Below are 18,993 nucleotides of genomic sequence, written 5' to 3'. Positions count from 1 at the left end.
CAAACAGGAATCGCATCGCTGAATGCAGGCCGCCGGAGCGTCGAACTGGACAAAGGCAAGTCTGTTGTGAATGTGATGGCCGTGAACCCGCAGCAGGTAAGCGGCTCACGCGCATACCCCTTTTCACTATATGCACGTAAATCTGCATTGTTTGCAGACGATCCCTAGGCGGCCCCGATTGGGGAAGCCGTATCGGCGAATACTATTCGGCGATTCATTATTATAAGAGCACTAATATGATCAAACGGTTGGCCCTACCGGTGCTGCTCACGTCCATTCTGACCGCGTGTGGCGGAGGGGGAAATAGTTCCAGCTCGACTCCGCCACCGCCTGACAGCTTTGTCGGTATTTACAACGGCACTACCAGCGATTCGCGGGTGATCGAGTCGATGGTGCTGACCAACGGCACCTACTACTATTTTTATAGTGGTCTGCCTACAACTACGGTGGTCCCGGCGAGCGGCACGACAGCAGCAACCACGACTACTACAACTAATCCGGTTGGTGGCGTAATCATTGGTACCGGCAGCGGGAAGGGAGGAAGCTTCAGCTCGTCGACAGCGTTGGATTACCAGGTGCAAACCACAGGTTTGAGCACAGGCGTTGCAGCCAGCACGTTGTCTGCCAGTTATGTCACGGCAGCATCGATGAGCGGAACCATTACGCATAATGGCGACGGTATCGCGACCACGTTCAGTTCGACGTATGACAGTGCACTGTCTTCTGCTACGCCCGCTTTAACGACCGTGGCCGGCATTTATACCGGCACGGTGGGGACTACGGCTGGCGGTACTGAGGACCTTACTATGAGTGTTCTTCCAACGGGTGCGGTAACTGGCGCCAGTGCCAGCGGTTGCTTTTTTTCCGGAACGATCGCGCCTCATCTGACGAACAATGCATACGATCTAAACATCACGTTTGCCGCGACCACCTGTACATATAATTCGCTGAATATGCTCGGCATGGGGCTGTACGACTCGACCACCACCACGCTTTATGGAGCGACGGTGAAAGCCGACAATACCGGCGGTATCGTCTTCGTGGTCTCGAAAGTCAAGACGTCTTAGGATTTGGGTCGTCGCGCCTGAAGAACGTTGTTGGTAGTTTAGAGGGTAAGGCGCGGCGCCATGACGTCGGCTGCTTCTTTGAGTGTTGAAGGTGACTGCGCGGTAATCGTTCTCGCGGCTGAGAGGTGCTCGAACGTGAGCGTCAAAAATATTTTGATAACGGCGCTTCGTTTGTAGTGCAAATTAAAATCGTCAACTCAAAGACGCCGTGCCTTACGCGACCGCGATTGCGAAGTGACGGAATCAATGCGGTCATCGGTGAGGGCGTCGGCAACGCGCTGCATAAGCAAATGCATGCGGTTTGTGCAGCGTATCGACTCAGGAACTCTCGCGCACTACAAGTTCGAAGCCGAGATCGATCACTGGCTCGCGCACCGGCTCTCCGCGAATCATGGCGAGCAGCATTTGCGCCGCGCGCCGGCCGACTTCAGCGCGAGGCGTACGGATCGTGGTCAGGCGGGGGAACGAATGCGCCGATCCGGGCAAGTCGTTGAACCCGACCATTGCAATGTCGCTGGGCACCGATACCCCCCGGCGCAACGCTTCCAGCAGCGCGCCGTGGGCAAGGTCGTCATTGCCGAAAAAGATGCCATCGACATCCGGACGCCGCTCCAGAATCTGCGCGAACAGATCGCAGCCTAATCCTACGGAAGAAGGCGCTGGCGATAAAAATTCGAGCGCCGGGTCATACAGTCCTGCTTCCTGCAAGGCGCGGCGAAAACCGTCGCCACGTTGCATGATCCGGGGGTCGAGTTGCGCTGCGACAAACGCGTTGCGCCTGCGGCCGCGCGCAAGCAGGTGCTCGGCTGCCGCCTGCCCGGCACCGGTCTGTGCAAAGCCGACGCAATGTACGCCGGGGCCGCGCGACATTTCCATGATATGGACACAGGGCACGCCGCTCGCGTCGATCATGCGCCGGGCCGCTTCCGTGCGATCGGATCCGGCCACGATCATCCCGCTCGGCGGCGAGGCAAGGTAATGGCGCACGAGATCCTCCTCGGCGTCACGTGCGTAATGCGAGTTGCCGATCAGGATTTCAAAGCCCTGCGGTCTCAGCACGCTGTGGATCGAATCGAGGACATCGACGAAAACCAGATTCGACAGCGACGGCACCAGCACCGCGACGGCGTCGCTACGCGACGACGCGAGCGCTCGCGCTGCCGCGTTGGTTACGTATCCCAATTCTTGCGCCGCGTCCTTGACTCGCTGCACAAGGTCAGGCGCGACGGTATTCACACCGCGCAATGCGCGCGATGCCGTAATCGTGCTGACGCCGGCACGCTGCGCCACTTGTTCTAGCGTCGGCCGACCCGTACTTCGGGTTTTCCTGTGTGTCGTATTTGTCATAATTTGTCTAGGATAGCGCTACCTGTAACGTTGCACAAACCTGAAAGTGCAGTGAGCGTCCCTGCTGTAAAGGTTATAAACACTGGGTAGATCGGCCGTGAGCGGCCGTTTTTTGCGAATAGTTGAGATAGCGCTATCTTTGAGTGGTATGAGGCTGGAATGAACGAATCAATGTCGGCAGTGGTGGTAATGGGTGTGGCCGGTTGCGGTAAAAGCAGCGTGGCGGCGGGGCTTGCGGCGGAAATCGACGGTTTCCTTATTGAGGGCGATGCGTTCCATCCGGAGGCCAATGTTACCAAGATGCGCGCCGGCATACCGCTTGGCGATGACGACCGCGCAGGCTGGCTCGACCAGCTCGCAGCGGAGCTGGTTCGCGCGCTCGCGACGAATCAACGCCCCGTCCTGGCTTGCTCCGCGCTCAAACGCAAGTATCGCGAGCGCCTGCGCCGGGCCGTCCCCGGACTCGGCTTTGTCTTCCTCAGCCTGCCGCGCGATGTCGCCGCCGAACGGGTAGCTGCGCGCGGCGGTCATTACATGCCAGCTACGCTGGTTGACAGTCAGTTTGCCGATCTGGAGTCGCCGGTTGGTGAGCCGCAAACTTTTAGCGCCGATGCGACTTTGCCGGTTATGGACGTTTGCCGGGCGGCGGCGGAATGGTTTCGGACTGAAAATCTCAAGGAAACAACCGAGATAGCGCTACCTGAAACATTGAGTCCATGACGAATCAAGTTCAGTTTTAGTGCATTGATTAACGCGCCCGATCCGATTCGCGTCTCGGGAGAAGTAAGCCGATTTGATATATAAGTCGACGACTTGGAAGCAACATCTAATTAACGATTGCGAAGCGCTGGCTCGTTTCTTGGCGGCGTTTCAGATCCAGAACTCTATGAAAAAACTCAGAACTGCGGTTATTGGTTGCGGGAAAGTCGGTCACTTCCATGCCAAAGCGTTGGCGAATCTTGAAGGGTCTGAATTCGTTGCCGTATGCAGCACCAATCTGGGCAAGGCCAAGGCTTTCGCCGACCAATACGGTGTATTGGCCTTTGACAACATAGAAGCGATGATCGATTCGGCTTCGGTGGACGTGGTCTGCATTTGCACCCCCCATCCGCAGCACGCTTCAGTGGCGATCACCGCATTGAAGAAGGGTTGCCATGTGCTGATCGAAAAACCATTGGCTTCGTCGCTTGAAGACTGCGACGCGATCCTGTCATGTGCGGAAGAAAACAAGCGCACGGTCGGCGTAGTCTGCCAGCGTCGTTTTTATGAGCCGTGCATGCGCATTAAATCCGCCATCGATGCAGGCAAGCTCGGCCTGCCCGCCATCGCCAGCGTCACCATGCTCGGCTGGCGTGACCAGAAATATTATGAAAGCGATCCGTGGCGCGGAACGTGGGAAGGAGAAGGCGGCGGCGTGCTGGTTAATCAGGCCCCGCATCAACTGGATTTGCTGCTTTGGTATATGGGCGAAGTGGATGAGGTGTACGGCGTCTGGAAAAACGTCAATCACCCGTATATTGAAGTTGAAGATACGGCGGCAGCGTTGGTGAAATTCAAGAGCGGCGCAATCGCCAATATTCTGGTCAGCAATGCGCAAAATCCTGCCTTGTACGGGAAAGTCCATGTCCATGGAAATAATGGGGCTTCGGCCGGCGTGCAAACAGACGGCGGGGCCATGTTCATTGCCGGCGTCTCGTCCATCACCGAACCGCCTTATAACGATATCTGGACGATAAGCGGCGAGGAAGGGAATCTTGACACATGGAAAAAGCAGGACGCGGAGCGCTTCGCGTCGGTGGATTCCATGAATTTTTATCATGAACTACAAATAGCCGACTTCCTGAACGCCGTGAGTAACGGTATCCAACCTTTAGTCAGTGGACTCGACGGTCGCCGTGCCGTGGAATTGTTCACGGCAATCTATCGCAGCGCCGAAGAAAATAAGGTCATTAAATTTCCGCTCCAATAAAAACAGATCCTGCGGCGTTTATAGAAACAGAAATAATTACCATACCTTCAAGGTCCAAGCATGAAAGCAACGAGGTCAAGATTTTTCATAGTATTTCTGCTGTTCGTGGTGACAGCAATTAACTATATGGACCGGGCGAACCTGTCTATTGCGGGGAGCAAGATTCAAGGGGAGTTCGGTCTTTCGCCCTCGCAACTGGGCCTGCTGTTCTCGGCATTTACGTGGACGTATGCCGCCAGCCAGATTCCAGTCGGATACTTGCTCGATAGAATCGGTTCAAGAATTCTTTACGGTACCGCGATTGTGGTGTGGAGCGCCTGTACCTTCGCAATGGGCTTTTCTTCGCATGTGATCTTCACGAGTCTTGGCGCGTCGTTTGCCATGCTGATTATCTGCCGGGCATTGATCGGCTTGGCAGAAGCGCCTTCGTTCCTTTCCAATACCAAGATCATTGCAAGCTGGTTCCCGAAGAACGAGCGTGCGCGCGCTACTTCGATCTACATCAGTTCGCAATATATTGGTCTTGCGGTATTCACCCCGGTTCTCACATTCCTGACCGACAAATATGGCTGGGAAGTGGTGTTTTATTCGACAGGGGGAGTCGGGGTTATTTTCGGCATTTACTGGCTAATCGTTTATCGTGATCCGAAAGACAGCAAAACGGCCAACGCGGCTGAACTTGACCTGATTAAGGCCGGCGGCGGTTATGGCTCGAAAGACCAGTCTTCGATCAGCACCAAAGTCAAGGCCAGCGACATTCTTTACTTCCTCAAGAAGAAAACCATTTGGGGCTTGTTTATTACCCAGTTTGCGTATAACTCCACGCTGATGTTTTTCATGACGTGGTTTATCGTCTACCTTGAAAAGGCGTTGAATCTAAGTCTGGCTAAAGCCGGTATTGGCGCATCTATTCCGTTCATGATGGCCATGGTCGGCATGCTGACCGGCGGTTTCCTGAGCGACATGCTGTTGAAGAAAGGAAAGTCTGTCACGTTTGCGCGCAAGACCCCGGTTATTCTCGGCCTGGCGCTGACCTCGCTAATCTTCCTCGTCAACTTCTTCGAAAGCGATCCAGTTATTGCCATTGCGATTCTCTCGCTGGCTTTCTTCGGTAACAACGTGGCCAATATCGGCTGGGTGGTATTTACGGACGTCATTCCGCGTAACTTCATTGGAACGATGGGTGGTTTCCTGAACCTGTGCGGCAATCTGTCGGGGATTACCACGCCGATCATATTCGGCTTGATCTTGCAGCGCACGAACAATTTCCACTATGCAATGTGGTATGTATCCGTTGTCGCTATCCTCGGGATTCTTTCGTACATCTTCCTGGTCGGCAAGATTGAAGTTATCGTGCCACCGCCGGAAACGAAGTCTGAGAACGAAGGACTTCAACCCGCTCGATAAACCTTTGTCAGCTTAACTTTGCGGCAGGTTTGATCGCTGCAAAAGCACAGTAGTCGTAAGAGGCCCCGTTCTGAACGGGGCCTCTGTCGTTTCAGGTACCAGCTTGTCTCAAGTCATGCGTAGCGGACTGGCCGGCTATACAAAAACTGGCTAACAAGCAGTCGGATAATATTTTTCCGTAACATTTTAGTAATGTTTCAGATAGTATTTCGTCGGCTTGTTGAAGGCCGGTCTTCTACCGCATCCGGACGGCCCCTTGTGATGCAATGTCGGACCGCACGACAGCAACGCTCCGCCGCTGTTTAAATACTGCGACGACGCGCTCATGCCGACGGACCGCTTTAGCCTCTGCTCCTGATCATTAAAAGTTCGACGATAAAAGGACTTGTAAAAGCACGATGAAAAGCAACCCTTACCTCACACTCGTGGCAGCAATATCCGCTGCCACGCTTCTACTGGTTTCCTGCGGCGGTGATTCAGAAACCGGCCAATCGGCCTCGACCCCAACGCCCACTCAGAACGCGAGTTGTCTCGCGGTGGACAGTAACGGGTCGAGCGTTGTCATTGGCTCCAATCTCCCGGGTGACCCGTCGCTCCCGGAAGCAGCGTCGGGTTATCGCACGGGCCTGAAGCCTGTTTATGCGAAGACCTATATGGTCACCACATCGAATGCGTATGCGAGCGCGGCGGGCTGCACCGTGCTCAAGAATGGGGGAACCGCGGCCGACGCGGCGGTTGCTGTGCAGGCGGTGCTGGGGCTGACCGTTCCCGAAGCAACGGGGCTTGGATCAGGCGGGGTGCTGCTGTATTACGATGCATCGAACAGGACCGTGCAGGCGTACGACGGACGCGAGTCAGCACCGGGCGCGGCGACAGAAAACTATCTTCGCTACGTTGATGACGCCAGCGACCATTCCGCGCCGCAGCCAAGCGCGCGCGCAAGCGGCCGCTCAATTGGAACGATCGGCGTGCCCCGTCTCATCGAGGCGCTGCAGCGGGATCACGGCAAGCTTGCGTGGAAGGACCTGTTCGGCGACGCGATCTCGCTCGCGTCCAATGGGTTTCCGATTGGTGGACGGCTTGCCGGCGCAATTGCTTCGAATGCAAGCAGCCTGAGCCGCGACCCCGAGGCCGCTGCTTACTTTCTTAACGCGGACGGGTCACCGAAAGCACTCGGCACGGTGCTGAAAAATCCGGCTTACGCCAGTACGCTGAAGGCCATGGCGAGCAACGGCGCGAACGCGCTGTATTCCGGCCAGATCGCACAGGACATAGTGGCGAAGATCGCGACAACGACCGGCGCCGACGGTTCGAAGATCACGCCCGGAAAAACGACGCTCGCCGATCTCGCGAACTATCAGGCGAAACAGCGCGATCCTATTTGCACGACCTATCGGAGCTACTGGATTTGCGGCATGCCGCCGCCGTCGTCCGGTGGCATCGCGGTGGCGTCCGCATTGGGCATCCTCGAGAACTTCAATCTGCAGCAGCAAAAACCCACGGCAATCGATCTCGAAGGTGGCAAGCCCACCGTTCAAGGCGTCCATCTGATTACCGAAGCCGAGCGGCTGGCGTATGCCGACCGCGACAAGTACGTGGCCGATACCGATTTCGTCCCGCCGCCGGGCGGCACGTGGAACACGTTGCTTAACAAACCGTATCTGCAGAGCCGGGCGACGTTGATCAACCTCAACAAGAGCATGGGCACCGCTACGGCAGGCAATTTCGGTCCGGTCTCTCTCGGCGTGGACAAGACGCTTATCGAGCACGGCACGAACCAGTTCACCATCGTGGATGCCAGCGGCAACGTGGTGACTGCCACCACCACGGTTGAGTCGAGCATGGGATCGTTTCACATGACAAACGGCTTCCTGCTGAACAACCAGCTCACGGATTTTTCCGCGAACCCGACCGACACCGCCGGCGCTCCCGTCGCAAACCGCGTGGAGCCTGGCAAGAGACCGCGCAGTTCGATGGCGCCTACGCTCGTGTTCAAGATCGCTGCCGATGGCTCGAAAGGCGACTTCGTGATGGCGACCGGCTCGCCCGGCGGCGGCACGATTCCGCAGTATGTCGTCAAGACGGTCGTCGGCGTGCTTGACTGGGGACTGGACGCTCAGCAATCAGCGAATCTGGTCGACTTTGGCGCGAGCAACAGCCCGGTCACGACAGTCGGTGGCGAGCATCCCAACATCAACAGTTCGAACGGCGGTGCGAACGATCCGTTGCTCACCGGTCTTGCCGCATTGGGCCACACCGTCTCTACAGCGGCTCAGGCGAGCGGCGTCAATACGATCCTTCGAACAGGGGCCAATCAGTCGAGCGTCCTGCAGGGCGGCACAGATCCACGCCGCGAGGGCGTCGTGCTGGGAGATACTTTCGCCCGTTGATGAGCGTACCCGCGCAGCGGCGCTGGCGGTCGAGATCGGCTAGCTTCCTGTCTGCGGATGGGGTTCGCGCGTACGCTATCTGTACGCGTGAACGACGACCCGTTCAAACGATCGTTAAGAGGGAAGGGGGGCTGAATTCGCCCGGAAAAATAAAAGCCGGAAGCTTGCGCTAACCGGCTTTTCTAAACCAAGCGGCGTGGCCGTTTCGCTTGGAACTGCGCTCAATACCTTCTTTGACGGTTGCTCGTTCGCTGTGAAATATCAGGTAGCCTTGGGAAACTGACGCTTACGTTAGGCGGCGCCTGGTAGCCCGTCCATTGAAGGTCGAAGTCATACCTGTGCGACAACGGCCACGCGCTAATTTTTTGACTAACCAGAGGATAACGAAATAATTATAAAATTATCGTTCTTCACCACAATTGGCCCGAAGTCGACTCCTGCGCCTCGACTTCGCTGCCTTCCGCTGACTGGAAACCGCATCCCTCTGCCGAATTTTCCACTTTGAATCAAGCTACGACAAACACCATCGCGCCCGGCGACGCGAAGTGACAGCGTTATTTCGTTGGGAGTGGAAATAATACTGTCACTGCAAAAAGACGATTTCCTATCCTGACAGGGATTCTGGATTGACGAAATTATTGCGCCCTACGCCGCGGCTTGGAGACGACATCGTCCCCGTAATGGCGGACGCAGGATCGCAACCCACCTCCGCGCGTCCAGAGCGGAGTTCTACGCTCACCGGGCCAGTTGGAACGCAGCAACCGACTCCGCCAGTTCCTGAGCCCGTCCCTCGAGCGAGTGTGTGGCGGCAGCGGCCTGCTCGACCAGCGCCGCGTTTTGTTGCGTGACCTGATCCATCTGCGATATTGCCGTGCTGACCTGCTCGATGCCCACTGTCTGCTCGGCGGAGGCGGAAGCAATCTCGCCCATGATGTCGGTGACCCGCTTGACCGACTTGACGACATCTTCCATTGTCTTGCCGGTGCGGTCGACCTGCGCGCTGCCGGTCGAGATGCGCTCGGATGCGCCTTCAATCAGTTGCTTGATTTCCTTCGCGGCGGAAGCGCTGCGTTGCGCAAGGCTGCGGACCTCGCTCGCAACAACAGCAAAACCCCGGCCCTCTTCGCCGGCACGCGCGGCTTCAACAGCGGCGTTGAGCGCGAGGATGTTCGTCTGGAAGGCAATGCCCTCGATGACGCTGATGATATTCACAATCTCGGAAGAACTATCCGCGATGGTCTGCATCGTCTCGATGACCTGCCTGACAGCAACGCCGCCCTCGTGTGCCGTGTTCGATGCCTGAGCTGCGAGCGTGCTTGCCTGCAGTGCGCTCTCGGTGTTTTGTCGAACGGTCGCGGTCAATTGCTCCATGCTGGCGGCTGTTTCTTCAAGCGATGCAGCCTGCTCCTCTGTTCGTGACGAAAGGTCGCTATTGCCGGCGGAAAGCTCACGCACGCCGGTCACGATTGAGTCTGTCCCACCGCGAACGCCCTTGACGATACCGGTCAGGCTTTTCTGCATATTGCCCAGCGCCAGGAATAGCGCGCCGATCTCGTTGCGCGACGGCGCAGGCAAGGGCGCAGCCAGATCTCCTCCTGCGACACGGCCAACGGCCGACACTGCATCCTGAAGGGGGCGAACGACGACGCGGACAAGTGCCCAATAGACCAGCCCAATCAAGATTCCCGCGAGGGCGACAAGGCTGCCCGTGATCATGAGCATTTGCCGTTCGCTGCGTTTTCGTTCCTCCTTCAATTCGGACAGAGCCTCGTCCTGCACCTTGAAGAACTCGTCGGCTGCCTTGCCAAACGCGACGCTTGTGGAGGTCATGGGTCCCTCGTTCAACGTCACGTAACGCTCAACTTCACCGGCCTTGACGGCCACAAAAACGTCATCAAAAACACTGGTATGCGCCTTGAACGTCTGCTCGAGAACCTGGGCGGCTGCGCGTTCGGCGTCGGTCTCTTTCGGAATAGCGGAAAAGGAGTCGAAGGATTTTCGGGCTGTGGCGTAGAAGCCGGTGGCAGCGGTAGTGGCGCCTTCTCTGCCTTCCGAGCCGGCGGTAATGGCGATATACGCTCGCGCAAGTGCGCTGCGCGCCTTCAGGTTATTGAGGTAGGTGTCCTTGAGATAGATGGTTGCCTGATCGACCGTGATCATCCTGTCAGAGATGTCGACGTGTCGTTGCAGTGACTTTACCGCCACGAGACCAATGCAGAGAATGAGGGCGCCGAAGAGTACGAGGATGGCGACCAGGCCGCGGCGGATGGGGATGTCTTTGAAAGTCATGGCGAAGCCTGAGAGTTAAGAGGACGTCGTATCGACAATCTGTTAACGACAGGTTTTTGTAAGACTTAAGGACACTTTACGAACACTGCGCGGCAGCGGGTTTCGCCGCCGCGCAGCACTCCATTCACAGGTCTGGCAATTGCCTCAAGGCTCGTGACGCAAATAGCCTTCTTTCGAGGAATCGCGCATGCTGAACGACACCAGCAGAGAGATCGCGCAAAGGGCTGTGACGTACCAGTAGAACAGCGACTCATTGCCGGCCTGCTTCATCCACAGCGCGACGTATTCCGCTGTGCCGCCGAAAGCCGCATTGCCGACTGCATAGGACAGCCCCACGCCGAGCGCGCGCACTTCAGGCGGGAACATTTCGGCCTTGATGAGCCCGCTGATAGACGTATAAAAGCTGACGATCGCCAGCGCGATCGTCACCAGTACGAACGCCATGAAGGGACTCGTGACATCCTTGAGCGTGTGCAGCAGGGGCACGGTCCCAATGGTCGCAAAGAACCCGAACAGCAGCATCGACTTGCGTCGGCCAATCTTGTCGGAGAGCGCGCCGAACAGCGGTTGCATGCACATGTACACGAACAGGGCGCCGGTCATGACACTGCTCGCGGTCTTCGCATGCATGCCCGCAGTGTTCACCAGGTACTTCTGCATGTAGGTGGTGAACGTGTAGAAAATCAGCGAGCCGCCCGCGGTAAAACCCACCACGGTCAGAAACGCTTTCCGGTGTTTCCACAGTCCGCGCAGCGTGCCTGCCTCCTTCTGCCGGCGGCTTTCGGCCGTTGTCGTTTCGTCGAGCGACTTGCGCAAATACAGCGCGATGAGTGCCGCGGCGGCGCCGACAACAAACGGAATGCGCCAACCCCACGCCTTCAGTTCTTCAACCGACAGTGTCTGCTGCAGGATGATGAGCACGAGCAGCGCGCAGAGTTGTCCGCCGATGAGCGTGACGTACTGGAACGACGCGTAAAACCCGCGCCTGCCCTTGACGGCGACTTCACTCATGTAGGTCGCACTGGTTCCGTATTCACCGCCAACCGACAGCCCCTGGAAGAGCCGTGCGACGAGCAGCAATGCCGGCGCAGCGGCGCCAATCTGCGCGTACGTGGGGAGTACGGCAATCACAAGCGAGCCGCCGCACATCATGAGGACGGAGACCAGCATCGAGGTTTTACGCCCGTGCTTGTCAGCGAGCCGGCCGAAGAACCATCCGCCGATGGGCCTCATCAGAAACCCGGCCGCGAAGACGCCGGCGGTGTTCAGCAACTGGGTGGTCGAGTCGCCGCTGGGGAAGAACGCGGGTGCGAAATACAGCGCACAAAACGAGTACACGTAGAAGTCGAACCACTCGACGAGGTTGCCCGAAGAGGCTCCCACGATGGCGAATATGCGTCTGCGCGTGTCTTGCTTGGACACCGCTTGGGCGTCAGTTAGGTCCGTCATTTTCTATCTGTCCTTTCAGGCCTTTGTTCATTGATATCGAATAGTCGAATCGCTGCGTTGCTTGCGCGCCGAACAATGCAGAACCCGGCTGACGCCGGTGTGCCGATCGGGCGGCGACATCATAGCGTCCCGGCATGAAATATGTAATCTTCGTAATATTTACTCGGACATGTGTTTGTCACAAAGGGCCCGCTTTTAAGCTTCCTTTGAGGTTTATCGCGGGTGGGCGCGGTGACCTACAGAATTCGCTGGTGCATCAGATTCAACTTCGGGAGCCCACATGAAGATTGACCTTTCCATCCCGAGCATTGACGCCGTCGACACGAAGCCGAGCGACGCTGCAGGGGACGACCTGACGGGAACAGAGGCGGGGTTCGCCCACACGATGAAGAGCGCGTTCGAACACGCGGATGGCCAGCAACACGCGGCTCAACAAAAAGCGGCTGCCGTCGACAGCGGGCAGAGCGATGACCTGATCGGCGCCATGCTGGCCAGTCAGCAGGCCAGCCTGTCGTTCTCGATGTTGATCCAGGTTCGCAACAAGCTGATGGGAGCGTTCGACGATGTCATCAAGATGCCAATCTGACGAGACCTGATCTGTGCTCGACACCATCAAGTCCCGTGCTACCGGGCTTTTCTCGAAGGGAAGACTCGCACTGCCTGCTTCCACGTCTGTCACGAAGCTGCTGCCCCTCGTCCTGCTGACGATCGGGTTGACTGCGCTCGCGATGATGTTCCTGCAGTACCAGGACTCCCGCTACAAGCCGTTGTTCGGTGCGCGGGAAACCGTCCCGGCTGCTGACATGATGTCGGTCCTCGACGAGGAGAAGATTGCGTATCGCATCCATCCGGACAGCGGCCAGGTGCTGGTGCCCGAAGACATGCTGGGGCGAGTGCGCATGCTGCTCGCGGCCAAAGGCGTGATAGCGAGGTTGCCCGCCGGGCTTGAGCAGGCCGACAAAAGCGATCCTCTCGGCGTGAACCAGTTCGTGCAGGACATTCGGTTCCGGCGGGGGCTTGAGGGCGAGCTTACGCAAAGCATCGTGACGCTGGAGCCCGTGGAGTCGGCTCGCGTCCATCTGTCCATCGCGAAATCGTCATCGTTCATTCTCGGCGATGGCGACAAGAGTTCCGCGTCGGTCGTGCTGAGACTCAAACCGGGCCGTACGCTCTCGGCCGAGCAGGTCTCGGCCATCGTAGCCATGGTCGCCGGCAGTGTCGCCAATCTCGACCCGGCGCGCGTGGCGGTGGTGGATCAGGCAGGGCATTACCTGTCGGCATCGGATCAGGGGGGCGGCTCGCCAGCGGAGCAGGAAGTCGGCGCACGCATGCGCGACGACGCGTTGCGCAACATCCAGACGCTTTTGGCGCCAGCCTTGGGCGATGGAAATTTCAGGGCAAGCGTTGCGGTCGAACTCAATCGCGATCGCATCGAAGAAACCCGCGAGCAATATGGCGAAGCGCCCAAGGTGACGCAGGAAGCGACGCGTAAGGAGGACGACGTTGGAGCGCCGGCACTGGGTGTGCCGGGATCGCTGTCGAACCGTCCTGCCGTGGCAAGGCCGGCAAGCGACGCCGGTGAAGGGCCACGCTCGCAGAGAAACGCGACCACGCGTCAATACGCGTACGACCGCAGCGTCGTGCAGACCAGGCGTGCGCCGACGGTCATAAAGCGCATGAGCGTGGCTGTCGTCTTGAACGATGCCATTGCGCCGGCAGGCGGTAAAACGTGGACCCGCGACCAGCTTGCCAACATCGAAAGCATTTTGCGCAACGGGCTTGGTATTGATAGCGAACGAGGCGATCAGCTTCTGGTCTCCGGGTTGAGTTTCCAGCCCGCACCGCCGGTTGAGGAGGTGCCGTGGTGGCGCGAACGCGACAACCTCGTGACGATCGGATCGTATGCCGGCTATGCGTTGCTTGCCCTGTTGGCCTTCCTGCTGGTTCTGCGTCCACTGATCAGGATTTTGCGGCAATGGGTCGCCAAGCAACAGGATCCGCCGCGCCGGGCTGCAGACGAGGCGATGGTGCCTGCGCTGCCCGCACCGGACGACGTGACGGCGATGGCCGGCACAAGTTCTTCCGTGGCACTGCCGCTACTCACAGAAATCAAGCTGCCACCCATAGGTTCAGACGTCGACGTACTCGTCGAGCACCTGAGAGCCATGGTTGGCCAGGACCCGGAACGGGTCGCCGAAGTCATCAAACCCTGGATACGCAAAGATGGACAATCCGATTAGCACGGGCGTGAGCGCGTCGCTGCGCTCGCCGGAGATGACGTCCGTCGAACGAGCGGCGATCGTACTGTTGAGCATGGGCGAGGAGCCGGCGGCGGCCGTGTTGCGCTGTCTGTCGCGCGACGAATTGCTCGACGTCACGCGGGTCATGTCACGCATGACCGGTGTCAAGGCGGACGCGGTGCAGGACACGATCCAGACGTTCTTCGATGCCTACCGCGCGCAAAGCAGCGTGCGAGGCGCCTCGCGCTCGTTCCTGCAGCACTCGCTTGAAAAGGCGCTTGGTGGCGTGATTGCCGGCAGTGTTCTTAACAGCATCTATGGCGATGCAATCGGCCCACGGATGGCCCGCTTGCAATGGGCGCAACCGCAGTGGCTCGCCGAGCGTATCTCGCATGAGCATGTCCAGATGCAAGCCATCTTTCTCGCGTTCCTGCCGCCTGAACAATCGAGCCAGGTGATTCAGGCACTGCCCGACGAGCGCCGGGAACTGGTGTTGCTGCAGATCGCGCGCCTGAAGGAAATCGACTATGAACTGCTGCGCGATCTCGAAGTCGTGGTTGATCTGTGCATCGCGAATCTCGGCATTCAAAGCACGACTGTCGAAGGTGTGCGGCAAGCCGCTGACATCATGACCCGGATGCCGGGCGATCGCGCTCGCATGGTCGAACTGTTGCGCGCGCGCGATCCGGACGTCGTGTCCGAAGTCGAAAACCATATGTACGACTTCTCGATTCTTGCGCAGCAAAGCGACACGGCGATTGCCACGATCATGGAGCAGGTGCCGCTTGAGCAATGGGGGCTTGCGCTCAAGGGCGCAGACGCCAGGCTGGTTGAGACGCTGTTGCGGTCGATGCCGCGGCGCCAGGTGCAGGCCTTCGAAGACATGCGGCGCCGCGTCAGCCCAACGCCGGTGAGCCGCGTCGAGCAGGCCCGGCGCGAGATCATGGAGCAGGTGCGCGAACTGGCTGACGCCGGCGAGATCGAGTTGCAACTCGTCGCCGAGGACGTGATGTGATGAAGCAGTACCGCCGTTATGTCTTCCCTTCGCTCGCACACCGCCTGGGTACTCACGACCCTGCGGACACCGCTGCGGCCGTGCTGCCGTTGTTCGACAGCGCCCCGTCGGAGGCAGCGTTGCAAATAGCGCGCGAGGAGGGTTTTCGCGAAGGCCAGGCGGCGGGCTATGCCGAGAGCAAGGAAGCGGTACGGCTTGAAGCGAAGCGTGCACTCGATGCACTGACCGAGCCGCTTGACGCGATGATCTCGGGTTTTGATTCGCTGCAGGAAGCTTACCGCAGCGAAATGCGTGACGAGATTGCGGGGCTGGTTGAAAAGGTCGCGCGGCAAGTGATTCGTAACGAGCTGGTGCATCGGCCCGAACTGTTGCTCGAGTTCGTCAGCGAAGCCCTGGCCGAGATGCCTAAAGTACCCGCCGTACCCGCGAACGTGGAGGTTCGCCTGAATCCCGGTGAGTATCAGCGCATTCTGGCTGTCGCGCCCGAGCGGGCCGCCGTTTGGCGCCTGGCGCCCGATGCCCGCCTCGAACCCGGTGAATGCCGCGTGAAGGCGGGGGATCGCGAAATGGATGCGGGTTGTAGCCAGCGCCTTGCGTTGTGTATCGAACGGATCAGTGCGCATCTCCAGTCGTCGGCGCCTCCGCGAGACATAACACCGCATCCGACCGGCGAGGCTGTCGACAATGCGTAACGCCGCCATCGACCTCGATCTCGATGTTCCGGTCGCGAGACCTATCGGCCGCCTGAGCGGTGTGTCGGGAATGTTGCTGGAAGCCACCGGCTATGCATTCGAAACCGGCCAGCGCACGCGTATCGAAACCACCTCGGGGGACTGGCTCAATGCACGCGTCGTGGGCTTTCGCGGGGACGTGTCGTACCTGATGCCGCTGCGCAAGCAGACCGGGCTGACCTCGGGTGCGCGCGTGATAGCCGAAGCCGACGAAAAGCCCATCCTGATCGGCCCGGCCTGGCGCGGCCGCATTATCGATGGCCTCGGCGAACCGATCGATGGACGCGGGCCGCTTGCCGGCGAAGTGCCGCTTGAACTGCGCCCTCCGCGCGTCAATCCGATGAAACGCCAGCCCGTGCGTGGCATTCTCGACGTGGGGGTGCGCGCCATCAACGGTGCGCTCACCCTGGGCCGGGGCCAGCGCGTCGGCTTGTTCGCCGGCAGCGGCGTCGGAAAGAGCGTGCTGCTCGGCATGATCACCCGGCAGACGGAGGCCAGCGTGGTGGTCGTGGGTTTGATCGGCGAGCGTGGCCGTGAGGTGCGCGAATTTATCGATCATGCGCTTGGTCCCGATGGGCTGAAGAAAGCGATTGTCGTCGTCGCGCCCGCCGACGAGTCCCCGTTGATGCGGCTGATGGCCACTGAACTTTGTCACTCGATCGCGGCGCATTTTCGTGACGCTGGCGAGAACGTATTGCTGCTGGTCGATTCGCTGACGCGCTACGCCATGGCACAGCGCGAAGTAGCGCTGGCGCTCGGCGAACCGCCCGCGACACGCGGCTATCCGCCATCCGTATTTGGCTTGTTGCCGCAACTTGTCGAAGGCGCCGGAAACGGTGAGGGCAGCGGCAGCATGAGCGCGATTTACACGGTACTCGCGGAGGGTGACGACGAGCAGGACCCGGTCGTCGATACGGCGCGGGCGATTCTCGACGGCCACATCATGCTCTCTCGCGCGCTTGCTGAGCAGGGTCATTACCCGGCGATCGATGTCGCGCGCTCCGTGAGCCGCTGCATGGCGCTGGTGGCCTCCGAGGCGCAGCTCGCCGCAGCGCGCACGCTCAAGGAGATGATCAACCGGCACGCGCAGGTCCGCGACCTGATTCCGCTCGGCGGCTACGTCGCGGGCGCCGATCCGCTGACGGATCGGGCCGTGCATCTCTATCCCCGGATCGAACAGTACTTGCAGCAGGGTGTCGGCGAGGAAGCATCGTTTGCCGACGCGATTTCACAACTCGAGGCGTTGCTCGCATGAACGGCGAACGGACCGTTGTGAGCCTGGCTCGCCTCGTCGAACTGCGCGCGCGGGAGCGCGATCGTCTGAAGGTCGAGCTGGCGAGCAAGGAGGCGCTGCGCGAGCGCTATCGCAGGAGCCTGGAGCGCGTGCAGGACATGGTGACTGGCCTCGGCCAGAGCGGAATGGCGAACCTTGCGCTGTCCATCAATTGCGCCGATTTCAAATCGTCGCTGGTCGAGATGATTCACACGCACCTCAGCGATCTGACCCGGCATGAAGCTGACATGGAAGTGAGTCAACGCGCATTGATGAGGGCTTCGCTGAAACACGAGGCACTCGAGCGCACCCTGTGCAGCAAGCGTCATGCAATCCGGCTCGCTGACGAGAAGCGCGGCCAGAAGCGGCAGGATCAACTGGCGACGCAGGCCTGGTACCGGGCACGCCGCGAAGCCGACAGCATTTATTCGATTCGTTCAAACGAAGGGTCACCATGATCAATCCGAACACTCCTGTTGAAAACGCCCAGGCGCTCGCCGACATGCGTCTCGCTTCGGCGCGCAGCCTCATCAAGATGCAGAGGGCTGACGCGACCAGCGCGAGAGATGCATTGACCAAGTTGCAATCAGCACTCCAGAGCTTTCAGACCGCGCTGGGCAAGCTGCCTTCTTCCGGCGCGGGCGTCGTCAAATACTCCGCCTCTTTATCCGATCCGGCGGTTGGCGGCGCGACAGTCGGCGCGAAGGCGCAGCCGGGCAGTTATACGTTCTTCGTCGAACAGATCGCATCGGCGCACCAGGTGTCGTTCAGCGGCCTCCGGCCAGTGGCTGCGGCCGGTGCCGGCACGCTGACGGTACAGCTTGGCGACGGCGCTGCGTTCGACGTCGACCTGTCCGCCGCCAACGTCGACACCGACGGCAACGTGACGCCCGCCGCACTGGCGCGTGCGATCAACCAGGCCGTTGGCAACGATGGCAAGGTGAGCGCGTCGGTCGTGAGCGTCAACGGCGAACAGCAACTGGTGATGACATCCGGGCAAACGGGTGAGGCAGGGCGAATCACGCTCGATACCACCCAGATAGGCGATGCGGATCTGAAAGGCTCCCTTGATCAGACGAGGGAGCTGAGTGCTGCGCGCGACGCGATTTTCTATCTGGGCGGCCGGGATCAGGGTACGCGCGTCGTGCAGGCAAACAATACGTTTACAGGCGTTGACGGTGTGAGCGTTACGTTTAAACAGGCAATGCGCGACGGTGATAACCCCATCGTGCTGACCGTGGTGATGGACAACGCCGCGACCGCGGACAACGTGCAGCAATTCGTCGATGCATACAACACGCTGACCAAAGTGCTGGGCGATCTGACCGCTAGCGGTGGCAACGGCGCGACGGCCGGGCCGTTTTCAGGCGATGCCGGTATTCGCGCGCTGAAGCAGCAGCTGGACACGATGATGCGACAGACTGTCGACGGCGCGAGCTTGCTCACCTACGGTGTAAGTGCCGATCGAAACGGCAGGCTGTCGGTTGACAAAACCAAGCTCGAAGCGATGCTCGCCAAGAATCCAGCAGGCCTGGAAGCGATGTTCAGCGGCTCCGACATGGCCTTGAGCGGGCGCATGGACAAGTACCTGAAAAGCTGGCTGTCCAGCACCGATGGCCAGATCAAAAAACGTCAGGACTCTGTTCAGTCCGTTCAGAAATCAATTGATAGCAGGAGTTCTTCGCTTGATATCAAGTACGGCCGGATCTACGAACAATATCTTGCGCAGTTCACCAGGGTTCAGAGCCTGAACACCCAGATGGAGCAGACGCTCGCGATGCTCGATGACCTGCCCGTGTTCAGTGGGAGGAAGTAA

General features: G+C 59.2%; 15 protein-coding genes. 12 read left to right on the top strand and 3 right to left on the bottom strand.

What is annotated here, in order from left to right:
* Positions 1-236 precede the first annotated feature (236 nt).
* On the top strand, positions 237-1,067 hold the full coding sequence (locus HB376_RS07350) for a hypothetical protein (RefSeq protein WP_213762770.1): 831 nt from the start codon (positions 237-239) through the stop codon (positions 1,065-1,067).
* 318 nt (positions 1,068-1,385) lie between these two features.
* Here the strand turns inward: HB376_RS07350 and HB376_RS07345 are convergent, their stop codons facing one another.
* On the bottom strand, positions 1,386-2,414 hold the full coding sequence (locus HB376_RS07345) for a LacI family DNA-binding transcriptional regulator (RefSeq protein ID WP_213762769.1): 1,029 nt from the start codon (positions 2,412-2,414) through the stop codon (positions 1,386-1,388).
* A gap of 159 nt (positions 2,415-2,573) precedes the next feature.
* On the opposite strand from HB376_RS07345, the gene HB376_RS07340 reads away from it, so the two are divergent.
* The 4 genes from HB376_RS07340 (at position 2,574) to HB376_RS07325 (ending at position 8,180) form a co-directional block, all read left to right on the top strand.
* Complete coding sequence (locus HB376_RS07340) at positions 2,574-3,134, top strand: gluconokinase (RefSeq protein WP_213762768.1); 561 nt, start codon at positions 2,574-2,576, stop codon at positions 3,132-3,134.
* A gap of 166 nt (positions 3,135-3,300) precedes the next feature.
* Positions 3,301-4,383 carry a Gfo/Idh/MocA family oxidoreductase gene (locus HB376_RS07335; protein ID WP_213762767.1) on the top strand — a complete coding sequence of 361 codons (1,083 nt, stop codon included), beginning with the start codon at positions 3,301-3,303 and terminating at the stop codon, positions 4,381-4,383.
* A gap of 60 nt (positions 4,384-4,443) precedes the next feature.
* The gene (locus HB376_RS07330; RefSeq protein WP_213762766.1) at positions 4,444-5,790 is read left to right on the top strand and encodes an MFS transporter; all 1,347 of its coding nucleotides are present in this window, start codon (positions 4,444-4,446) and stop codon (positions 5,788-5,790) included.
* A gap of 398 nt (positions 5,791-6,188) precedes the next feature.
* Positions 6,189-8,180, top strand: a complete 1,992-nt coding sequence (locus HB376_RS07325; RefSeq protein WP_213762765.1) for a gamma-glutamyltransferase family protein — start codon at positions 6,189-6,191, stop codon at positions 8,178-8,180.
* A 735-nt stretch (positions 8,181-8,915) separates the two neighbouring features.
* On the opposite strand, the gene HB376_RS07320 is transcribed toward HB376_RS07325, so the two are convergent.
* Entirely contained in the window at positions 8,916-10,469 is a 1,554-nt protein-coding gene (locus HB376_RS07320; RefSeq protein ID WP_213762764.1) for a methyl-accepting chemotaxis protein, read from the bottom strand.
* Between the two features lie 144 nt (positions 10,470-10,613).
* Entirely contained in the window at positions 10,614-11,918 is a 1,305-nt protein-coding gene (locus HB376_RS07315) for an MFS family transporter (protein ID WP_213762763.1), read from the bottom strand.
* Between the two features lie 280 nt (positions 11,919-12,198).
* Here HB376_RS07315 and HB376_RS07310 point away from each other — a divergent pair, with 280 nt between their 5' ends.
* From HB376_RS07310 to fliD, 7 genes are read left to right on the top strand one after another with little or no spacing between them, the layout of a single operon-like run.
* Positions 12,199-12,504, top strand: a complete 306-nt coding sequence (locus tag HB376_RS07310) for a flagellar hook-basal body complex protein FliE (protein ID WP_213762762.1) — start codon at positions 12,199-12,201, stop codon at positions 12,502-12,504.
* Between the two features lie 13 nt (positions 12,505-12,517).
* The gene (gene fliF / locus HB376_RS07305; protein ID WP_346730454.1) at positions 12,518-14,158 is read left to right on the top strand and encodes a flagellar basal-body MS-ring/collar protein FliF; all 1,641 of its coding nucleotides are present in this window, start codon (positions 12,518-12,520) and stop codon (positions 14,156-14,158) included.
* A complete protein-coding gene (locus HB376_RS07300; RefSeq protein WP_213762761.1) occupies positions 14,142-15,173 on the top strand; it encodes a FliG C-terminal domain-containing protein in 1,032 nt (343 codons plus the stop codon). Before fliF ends, HB376_RS07300 begins: the two co-directional genes overlap by 17 nt.
* Positions 15,173-15,865, top strand: coding sequence for a FliH/SctL family protein (locus HB376_RS07295; RefSeq protein WP_213762760.1), 693 nt, complete (start codon positions 15,173-15,175; stop codon positions 15,863-15,865). The genes HB376_RS07300 and HB376_RS07295 overlap by 1 nt, the downstream gene beginning before the upstream one ends.
* On the top strand, positions 15,858-17,159 hold the full coding sequence (gene fliI, locus HB376_RS07290) for a flagellar protein export ATPase FliI (protein WP_213762759.1): 1,302 nt from the start codon (positions 15,858-15,860) through the stop codon (positions 17,157-17,159). Before HB376_RS07295 ends, fliI begins: the two co-directional genes overlap by 8 nt.
* Complete coding sequence (locus tag HB376_RS07285; protein ID WP_213762758.1) at positions 17,156-17,635, top strand: flagellar FliJ family protein; 480 nt, start codon at positions 17,156-17,158, stop codon at positions 17,633-17,635. The genes fliI and HB376_RS07285 overlap by 4 nt, the downstream gene beginning before the upstream one ends.
* Positions 17,632-18,993 (top strand): flagellar filament capping protein FliD, encoded by a 1,362-nt coding sequence (fliD, locus tag HB376_RS07280; RefSeq protein ID WP_213762757.1) that lies wholly within the window; start codon positions 17,632-17,634, stop codon positions 18,991-18,993. Before HB376_RS07285 ends, fliD begins: the two co-directional genes overlap by 4 nt.

It is taken from the genome of Caballeronia sp. dw_19, from assembly GCF_018449515.1.
Classification (GTDB): domain Bacteria; phylum Pseudomonadota; class Gammaproteobacteria; order Burkholderiales; family Burkholderiaceae; genus Caballeronia.
Note: the sequence above shows the minus strand (reverse complement) of the source record. Positions and strands in the feature narration are given on the sequence as shown.

What these genes read in the sequence shown, in the direction of transcription:
- HB376_RS07350 (WP_213762770.1), top strand. Translation starts at nt 237, where the DNA reads ATGATCAAACGGTTGGCCCTACCGGTGCTGCTCACGTCCATTCTGACC.
- HB376_RS07345 (WP_213762769.1), bottom strand. Translation starts at nt 2,414, where the DNA reads ATGACAAATACGACACACAGGAAAACCCGAAGTACGGGTCGGCCGACG.
- HB376_RS07340 (WP_213762768.1), top strand. Translation starts at nt 2,574, where the DNA reads ATGAACGAATCAATGTCGGCAGTGGTGGTAATGGGTGTGGCCGGTTGC.
- HB376_RS07335 (WP_213762767.1), top strand. Translation starts at nt 3,301, where the DNA reads ATGAAAAAACTCAGAACTGCGGTTATTGGTTGCGGGAAAGTCGGTCAC.
- HB376_RS07330 (WP_213762766.1), top strand. Translation starts at nt 4,444, where the DNA reads ATGAAAGCAACGAGGTCAAGATTTTTCATAGTATTTCTGCTGTTCGTG.
- HB376_RS07325 (WP_213762765.1), top strand. Translation starts at nt 6,189, where the DNA reads ATGAAAAGCAACCCTTACCTCACACTCGTGGCAGCAATATCCGCTGCC.
- HB376_RS07320 (WP_213762764.1), bottom strand. Translation starts at nt 10,469, where the DNA reads ATGACTTTCAAAGACATCCCCATCCGCCGCGGCCTGGTCGCCATCCTC.
- HB376_RS07315 (WP_213762763.1), bottom strand. Translation starts at nt 11,918, where the DNA reads ATGACGGACCTAACTGACGCCCAAGCGGTGTCCAAGCAAGACACGCGC.
- HB376_RS07310 (WP_213762762.1), top strand. Translation starts at nt 12,199, where the DNA reads ATGAAGATTGACCTTTCCATCCCGAGCATTGACGCCGTCGACACGAAG.
- HB376_RS07300 (WP_213762761.1), top strand. Translation starts at nt 14,142, where the DNA reads ATGGACAATCCGATTAGCACGGGCGTGAGCGCGTCGCTGCGCTCGCCG.
- HB376_RS07295 (WP_213762760.1), top strand. Translation starts at nt 15,173, where the DNA reads ATGAAGCAGTACCGCCGTTATGTCTTCCCTTCGCTCGCACACCGCCTG.
- fliI (WP_213762759.1), top strand. Translation starts at nt 15,858, where the DNA reads ATGCGTAACGCCGCCATCGACCTCGATCTCGATGTTCCGGTCGCGAGA.
- HB376_RS07285 (WP_213762758.1), top strand. Translation starts at nt 17,156, where the DNA reads ATGAACGGCGAACGGACCGTTGTGAGCCTGGCTCGCCTCGTCGAACTG.
- fliD (WP_213762757.1), top strand. Translation starts at nt 17,632, where the DNA reads ATGATCAATCCGAACACTCCTGTTGAAAACGCCCAGGCGCTCGCCGAC.